Source organism: Anaerolineae bacterium (assembly GCA_014360855.1).
In the GTDB taxonomy this organism is placed as follows: domain Bacteria; phylum Chloroflexota; class Anaerolineae; order JACIWP01; family JACIWP01; genus JACIWP01.
Genome location: JACIWP010000248.1, coordinates 1 through 4,422 on the forward strand (window position 1 = coordinate 1; position 4,422 = coordinate 4,422).

Here is a 4,422-nt window from a genome sequence, read left to right on the forward strand (position 1 = left end):
GGCGCCCAGCCCCTTGCTGTCGGATATCTTGTGCTATCTATCTTGAAATGCGCAAGAAAATGTGATATAATGTGTTTGAATGAACAGCAGGGGTGGGGAATGCAGCCGGCAGAACGCCAGACCAGGATCCTCCAATTGATCAACGAGCGGCAAAGCGTCTCCGTAGCGGAATTGAGCGAGGAACTTGGCGTCTCGGAGATGACCATCCGCCGGGACCTGGCGCGGCTGGAGGAGCGCGGCGTCCTGCGGCGCACCCACGGCGGCGCGGTACTGCTGAAATATCCCCCTGGCGACCTGCCCTATTATGCCCGCGAAGGCACCCAACTGGCCGAGAAAGAGGCCATCGCCCGCCTGGCGGCGGAACTGGTGGAGGACGGAGACACCATCGTGCTGGACGCCGGCACCACCATCGCCCACTTCGCCCGCCGGCTCATCGGCAAGCGCCACCTCACCGTCATCACCAACTCCCTCTACGTCGTCAACATCCTCATCGGAGCGCCGGACATCACCGTTATTAACACCGGCGGCACCCTATGGGAGCCGACCGCTTCCTTCGTCGGGCCGCTGGCGGTGGCCACCCTGCGCCGCTTCACCGCCGAAAAGGCCTTCCTGGCCACGCCGGCCATCTCCCTGGAGGCCGGCGTCACCAACAGCAACCTGTACGAAGCGGAGGTCAAGGCGGCCATGCTGGAAATCGCCCGCCAGAAGATCCTGCTGGTGGATCACACCAAGTTCGGGCGCACTTCCTACGCCATCGTCGCCCCCATCCAGGCCTTCGACCGTATCATCACCGATGAGCGGACGCCGGCTGACGTGATTGCGCGCCTCCGCGCCGCCGGCGTGGATGTGCGCGTCGCCCCGCTTCAGGAGCCGGCCGCATCACCCGTCCCAACACTGCCCTTGCGCAGACCAGAACGATAAAAGGGGTAATGAGGAGAATATGAACGCCACCGACTTGAAGACCATCATGCAGGCACAGGGCATCACCCGCGAGGATTTGCTGGATTACCTGCGCCAGATGCGCATCATCCGCAACTTTGAGGAAGCGGTCTATGACCTGTTGGGCCGCAACATCATCAAGGGCGCGTCCCACCTGTACGCCGGCCAGGAAGCTGTCGCCGTCGGCGCCATCAGCGTCCTGCGCGACGACGACCTCATCACCAGCACCCACCGCGGCCACGGACACTGCTACGCCCGCGGCGACCGGCTCGCCAAAACCCCCGAGGAGAAGCAGGAGCACCTGAACAAAATGATGGCAGAGCTGTGCGGGCGTTCCACCGGCTACTGCCGCGGCCGCGGCGGCTCCATGCACATCGCGGACGTGGAGCGCGGCAACCTGGGCGCCACCGGCATCGTGGGCGGCAATATCCCCGTGGCCACCGGCGCCGGCCTCTCCATGAAACTGCAAAAATCGGACCGCGTGGTGCTTTGCTTCTTCGGCGACGGCGCGGCCAATACCGGCAACTTCCACGAATCGCTCAACATGGCCGCCATCTGGAAGCTCCCCGTCGTCTACATCGTGGAGAACAACCTGTACGGCATGTCTGTGCCCTTTGAAAAGGCCTCGAGCTGTAAGAACATCGCCGATCGCGCCTGCGCCTACTGCATCCCAGGCGAGGTGGTGGACGGCATGGATGTGCTGGCCGTGCGCGACGCCGTCTCCCGCGCCGTGGAGCGCGCCCGCCGCGGGGAAGGGCCGTCCCTCATCGAATGCAAGACCTACCGCTGGTACGGGCATTCACGCTCTGACCCGCGCGTGTACCGCACCCGTGAGGAAGAGAAGGCCTGGAAGGAGCGCGACCCCATCACCACCCTGGAACGGCGCATGCTGGAGGCCGGCCTGGTCACCCAGCAGGAGCTGGATGAGCTGGCCAAAGCATGCGAGAAGGCCGTCGAAATCTCCATTGATTTCGCCCTGAACTCCCCCTTCCCCGATCCCTCCGAGCTGTACGACGACGTGTACGTCCCGACGGTCTATACGCCCAGCCAGATCGCCAAAGAGCGGGAACTGCGGGAGCGGGTGCGCAGTGACCCCAACATGCGCCAGATTTACTACTGGGAGGCGTTGGTGGAGGCCTTCCGCGAGGAAATGAAGCGCGATCCCCGCGTCTTCATCATGGGCGAGGATGTCGGCCTGTACGGCGGGGCGTACGGCGCCACGCGTGGGCTGTACCAGGAATTTGGGCCGGAGCGGGTCATTGACACGCCCATCTCCGAGGCCGCCATCGGCGGCGCGGCGGTGGGCGCCGCCATGACCGGCATGCGCCCGGTCGCTGAAATCATGTATGTGGACTTCACCCCGCTGGCCATGGACCAGATCGCCAATCAGGGCGCCAAGAACCGCTATATGTTCGGCGGCAAGACCAAGGTGCCCATGGTGATCCGCACCGAAGGGGGCGCCGGCCGCTCCATCGCCGCGCACCACTCCCAGAGCCTGGAGGCGCTGTGGACCCACTTCCCGGGCATCTATGTGGTCATGCCGGCCACCCCGTACGACGCCAAGGGCCTGCTCAAAGAGTGCATCCGCAACGATAACCCCATCATGTTCATCGAGCACAAGATGCTCTACGGCACCAAAGGGCCGGTACCCGAAGAGGAATACACCATCCCCCTGGGCGTCGCCGACATCAAGCGCCCAGGCAAGGATGTCACCATCATCACCTACTCCCGCATGGTACTGCGCGCCCTGGAGGCCGCCGAGAACCTTGCCAAAGAGGGCATTGATGTCGAGGTGGTGGACCTGCGGTGCTTGAAGCCCCTCGACGTGGACACCATCATCGAATCGGTCAAGAAGACCGGGCGCGTCGTCGGGGTCACGGAGGCCTACAAGACCGGCAGTTTCATCAGCGAGATCTTCACCATCATCAACGAGCTGGCGTTCGATTATCTGGATGCGCCGATGGTGCGGGTGGCGGCGGCGGATGTGCCGGTCCCCATGGCGGAGACGCTGGAGGATGCGGCCATCCCGAACGTCGAGCGCATCGAAGCCGCCGTCCGTCAACTGGTGTATTAATCAGGGATAGGAGTAGCGCCATGGCGAAAGAAGTGATTATGCCCAAGATGGGCCAGACCATGGAGACCGGCACCATTATCGAGTGGTACGTCAAAGAAGGCGACACCGTCAAAAAGGGCGAGCCTATCTTCAAGTTCGAGTCGGACAAGGCGGCGCTGGAAGCGGAGGCGCCGGCCAGCGGCACCCTGCTCAAAATCCTCCGCCGCCCCGGCGAGACGGTCCCCATCCTGGAAGTAGTGGGAATTATCGGGGAACCGGGCGAGGATATCAGCCGCTACCTGAAGCCGGCGGCCGCGCCAGAAGCCGCCGCGCCGGCCCCTGCGCCGGCGGCCGCCCCTGCCGCGCCGACCGCCCCAGCCGCGCCCACAGCGACGCCCGCCCCGGAAGGCCGGCGGTTTGCCTCTCCCAGGGCGCGCATGGTTGCCCGACAGTTGGGCGTGCCTCTGGAGCGCATCACTGGCACCGGACCAGGCGGCCGCATTGTGGAGCGGGACGTGTTGGCCTACGCCGCCTCCCTGCCGAAAGCGACGCCGGCCGCCCGCAAACTGGCCGAGGAAATGGGCCTACCCCTGGAGACGCTGGCCGCCGGCCCGGAGCGCATCACCAAAGTGGCGGTGGAACGCGCTGCCATGCCGGTGACGCCGGCGGCGCCGGCTCCCGCGGCCCCCGCGCCGGCCGTGCGGGCCATCCCGATGGCCGGCGTGCGCGCCATTATCGCCGAACGCATGAGCGCCAGCGCCCACACCACCGCCGCAGTGACCCTCTTTACCGAGGTGGACGCCACCGCGCTGGTGCAGTTGCGCGAGAGCTTCAAACAGTCCCCCCTGCCCGGCGGGGTGGTGCCCGGCTACAACGAGATCCTGGTGCTCATCGTCGGCAGGGCACTGCAGGAACATCCCAACATGAACGCCAGGTTGGTGGAGGATCGCATCGAACAACTGGGGGTCATCAACATCGGGGTCGCGGTGGACACGGAGCGCGGCCTGCTGGTGCCGGTCATCCGCGATGTGGCCTCCAAACGGCTGGGGGACATCGTGACCGAGTTCCGCGAGCTGGTGGAACGGGCGCGCGCCGGCCGCAGTCTGCCGGACGACCTCAGCGGCGGCACCTTCACCATCACCAACCTGGGGATGTATGACGTGGACGGCTTCACCCCCATCATCAACCTGCCCGAATGCGCCATCCTGGGCGTCGGCCGCATCGTGGAGAAGCCGGCGGCCGTCAACGGCCAGGTGGTCATCCGCCCGATGATGGTGCTCAGCCTGACCTTCGATCACCGCATCAACGACGGCGCGCCGGCGGCCCGCTTCCTCCAGCGCGTCAAACAGCTCATCGAGCGCCCCTACCTCCTCCTGGCCTGAGCCCTGCTCGGGCATAGCGCAAGGCCCGGCCGCCAAGAGCGGCCGGGC

The 4,422-nt window shown here is 65.7% G+C and carries 3 protein-coding genes; all 3 read left to right on the forward strand.

Annotation, left to right across the window (positions count from 1 at the left end):
- The first annotated feature begins 99 nt into the window (after positions 1-99).
- The 3 genes from H5T60_12010 (at position 100) to H5T60_12020 (ending at position 4,374) form a co-directional block, all read left to right on the forward strand.
- On the forward strand, positions 100-921 hold the full coding sequence (locus H5T60_12010) for a DeoR/GlpR transcriptional regulator (protein MBC7243156.1): 822 nt from the start codon (positions 100-102) through the stop codon (positions 919-921).
- A gap of 97 nt (positions 922-1,018) precedes the next feature.
- Complete coding sequence (locus H5T60_12015; GenBank protein MBC7243157.1) at positions 1,019-3,013, forward strand: dehydrogenase; 1,995 nt, start codon at positions 1,019-1,021, stop codon at positions 3,011-3,013.
- A 20-nt stretch (positions 3,014-3,033) separates the two neighbouring features.
- A complete protein-coding gene (locus H5T60_12020) occupies positions 3,034-4,374 on the forward strand; it encodes a 2-oxo acid dehydrogenase subunit E2 (GenBank protein MBC7243158.1) in 1,341 nt (446 codons plus the stop codon).
- The last annotated feature ends 48 nt before the right edge of the window (positions 4,375-4,422 follow it).